3 protein-coding genes are annotated in these 3,914 nt (G+C 40.5%); all 3 read left to right on the forward strand.

The genetic code is table 11. The annotated features are described in order from the left end of the window. A partial coding sequence (locus ASU35_RS02780; protein ID WP_172794583.1) for a C69 family dipeptidase occupies positions 1-1,164 on the forward strand: 1,164 nt, incomplete at its 5' end. Positions 1,165-1,223: 59 nt separating this feature from the next. Further along, the gene (gene bilQ / locus ASU35_RS02785; protein ID WP_058351573.1) at positions 1,224-1,709 is read left to right on the forward strand and encodes a bilirubin utilization transcriptional regulator BilQ; all 486 of its coding nucleotides are present in this window, start codon (positions 1,224-1,226) and stop codon (positions 1,707-1,709) included. Positions 1,710-1,861: 152 nt separating this feature from the next. Next, on the forward strand, positions 1,862-3,808 hold the full coding sequence (locus ASU35_RS02790) for a Cna B-type domain-containing protein (RefSeq protein WP_058351574.1): 1,947 nt from the start codon (positions 1,862-1,864) through the stop codon (positions 3,806-3,808). Positions 3,809-3,914: the final 106 nt, after the last annotated feature.

Below are 3,914 nucleotides of genomic sequence, written 5' to 3' on the forward strand. Positions count from 1 at the left end.
TACAGCGATAAAAACTCTGGTGCCGGTCAGTATGAGCGTTATATGCAGGGTATGTTTTACATTAACAGGGCAGAGGCAGAAAAACTGGATGCAGCTTTAAAGGTTGATAAAAAGACCAAAGATTATAGCTTTATTGATAATAATAGTAAGGAATCTCCAATTACCCTTTTACATAATCCGGACAGAAAAATGACTACTTATGAGATTCTTCGTTTATTAGCTACCCGTGGAGAGAACACTCCTTATGCACAGGAGGAGGGAAAAGCCAGTTATTCTATTGGTAACTCTCAACAGGCAGAGTGCCATATTTTTGAAATTAGAAAGAATATGCCGAAGGCCCTGGCTACTATTCAGTGGCAGACCAATGCTCCAAGTGAATTTGCAATTTATGTTCCTTACTACTCTGCATTAGTTACAAGTGTAAATGATGAATACAATGTAGAAAGTCTGAAATATGTAGATAATTCCTATTTCTGGCTTTTCAGTAAGCTGAATATTTTATGCTCAGAGGATCGTGGGAAGAGGGCTGATGCGGTAAAGGCATATTTTGCAGAATATCAGAAGAGCTTAATCAAGCAGCAGAAGATTGTAGATACAAAGATGCAGGCTATCTATAAGGAAAGCCCGGCAAAGGCATCTGTTGTGGCTACTATTCTTGGAAAGAATATTGCAAAGCAGACTTACGCAGCAGCAGAGCAGGTTAAGAAGGAATTAGAGGCTTATATCAAGGCTGGAAATACCAGCAAGCCATTTGCCCTCAGCGAGGCTGCTAAGAAGACCATGCCAGAATATGCGGGACTGATGAATACCTATGAAAATGATGCAGAGCTTGAGACTGCTCTCGAAAATGCAAAGATTACTGCTGGTGTTAAGGCTACAAAGGTAATCACAACAACCAAGGCCTCCAGGGGATCCGTTAAGGTTAGCTGGAAGAAGTCTGGTTCCTATGATGTGGATTCCTATCGTATTTACAGAGCCTCATCAAAGGATGGCAGCTACAAGCTGGTAAAAGAGGTTAAAGGAACAGAGACCTCCGTTAAGCTTTCTACGAAGAGCCTAAGGACTGGAAAGACCTATTACTACAAGGTAAGAGGTGTAAAGACCGTTGATGGAAAGAAGGTTTACACAACCTATTCCTCTCAGGTAAAGGCAGTTGTTAAGTAATAAAAATAATTAAGTGGATTAATAGGGGTAAGAGAATTTGCAGAAAGGGGAGAAGTAATTTGGAAGGTTCATTAGCCATTTATATTGCAGAGCTTCGGAAGCAGTTCATCAAATACGGGGCTGTACTTTTAGACCAGTATGGACTTACAGATGGTACATACCAGTATCTTATTTATGTTTGTAAGAAGCCAGGGACAACGCCGGGCGAGATGTCAGAGTGGTTCCACATGGATCATGGACATATAACCAGATGTATTTTAAGGCTGGAAAAGCTGGGATATGTAGACCGGAAGAAAAGTGAAACAGACCGGCGTCAGGTGCTTTTGTATTCAACAAAAAAGGGACTGGAGATTTTTAATGAAATTTATACACTGATAGAAGACTGGGATAAGCTGGCTATGAAGGGGCTCACAAAGGAGGAAATGAAGCTTCTTTTAGACCTGTTGGGTAAGGTGGATAAAACCTTGCAGGAGGAAGCTTTTAAACCTGCCAAAGGGTGTAAGGCTGTGTCAGACGCTATGCCTTTGCAAATTGTAAATTCCTGATGGTCGCAATTTACAACAGAAAAATATGTTTTTACAACGTAATTAAACAAAAATAATAGGACTGTAGTATTGTAAAAAAGAAAAGGAGATGAAGAAAGGACTTTAGCAAGAACTTAGAGAGAACCAAAAATAATTAATAGAAGGAGGAAGACATGAAAAAGAGAAAAAAATGGTGCAAGATAATAGCAGCACTTTTAGCAGTAGCACTTTTCTTTACACCATCTTCGGTAATTTTTGCCATGAGCAACGGTGCTACACAGAGGTATGAAGGATATACAGTGGATAATACTAATAATTTTTATATCAAAGATGGTGTAGGCGGAGCAGGTAATGTGGCATATTGCTATGATATCAAGAAAAACATTCCTGCACTGCAAAGCAGTGGTTATAAAACTTATTACACGAGGGTTGAAAACTATCTGGAAAGTTCCGATGAGTATATTGATGTTTATGGCAGAGATAAAAAGCAACAGATTGCAATAGCTCTTTATGCAGGTTACCCACATGATGGCTATGGATTAGGTAAAGAATATAATTTACAAGATGACTTAGCAAGATTTGTAACCCAGACGATGGTGTGGAAAATTACATCCGGAAATCCAGAAGCTGCGGAAGGACTTTTTTCCGGTGACGCAAAAAAATATTGTCAGGAGTTATATCAGTATGTTCTGAAGTATAAGGAGGATGTGAATAAAAAATTTGAGCAGGGGCAAATTGCGTTGAGTGGAAACCTTGCTTTTAGCAAGCAGGAGGAAGGATGGAAGACAAACACAGTTTCTGTTATCGGACAGAAGGGAAGTGTAAAGCTGGTAAAATACCCTGCCGGAACAAAGGTATACGATGGCGATACAGATAAAGAAATCACGAAAGCTTCTTTAGGTATAGGTCAGAAATTTTATTTAAAAACAGAGACAGAGCCGGCGGGCAAAGCTGAGATTATTATCAGCTACAGTTATGAGCAGGTAAAGTTTTATTTTTATAAAGCTATATCTTTCTCTGGAAAAATTCAGAATTTAATCCGCATAGAGCCTACCGGTCATAAGGAGGAACTTTTCTATCAGGTAGAGGGGGATACCCTTAAAAAAACAGAAGAGCCGACACAAGAAACGATAGATATCCGTGTTGAAAAGGTATGGGAGGATGACGGTAAGACCGATGCAAGACCGGAAAATGTAAAAATTAAGCTATATGCCAATGATAAAGAAACGGATATCTCAGTAATCTTAAATGAAGCTAATGGCTGGAAGAGTAGCTTTACATCCCTGAGAAAAACAGATGATAACGGCCAAGCAATAAAATATACCGTCATAGAAGAGGAGGTAGCCTCATATAGGCCTACTTACAGTGGAGATGCTGAACAGGGCTTTACCGTTACTAATACACGTATTTCCGAGGTGATTCCTGATGAACCAGTTTCTGGAGGAGCCATTTCTATCCCGGGAAAGAAGATATGGGATGATGATAGGAATAAAGCAGGAAAAAGACCGAAAGAGATTAAGGTTAATCTTCTGAAGGAAGGCGAGGTAATCCAGAGTAAAATGGTAACTGCTGATGATAACTGGGCATGGTCCTTTGATAATCTTGAAAAATACGAGAATGGAAAGGAAATAGCCTATTCTGTAAAGGAGGCAGAGGTTCCGGAAGGATATGAGAGTTCAGTTGAAGGTTTTGATATCATAAACAGATATACAGAGCCAACAACGGAGCCGATACCAGAGCCGATACCGGAGCCGATACCGGTTCCAACACCAGAGCCAACGCCGGAGCCGATACCATTTATTCCGGCACCGATTCCGACGCCAGATCCAGTACCGACTCCAACAGCCACCATTGAGGATGGAGAGGTTCCAACAACCAGTATTGAGGATGGAGAGGCTCCGACAACCAATATCGAAGATGATGAGGTTCCGAAGGCTGGATTAGAAGAGAAGGACGGCGATGACGAAATTGTCATTGAAGAGGAAGAGGTTGCAAAGGGAAGCAAGGACTTTGAGGTTCCGAAAACGGGTGATGGAAGTCACATGCTACTGTGGAGTATACTTGGAGTATTGTCACTACTCGGTATCACTGTAACAAAGAGATTGAGCACAAGAAAATAAGGGCATAATAAAAGGAGCTGTTGCACTAGGTAATGAATGCACAGCTCCTTTTTTGACATTATAGGAAATTCCGATTTTGGAAAAGTAATAAAAGAACAACAGTTCA

Source organism: Acetivibrio ethanolgignens, from assembly GCF_001461035.1.
In the GTDB taxonomy this organism is placed as follows: domain Bacteria; phylum Bacillota; class Clostridia; order Lachnospirales; family Lachnospiraceae; genus Velocimicrobium; species Velocimicrobium ethanolgignens.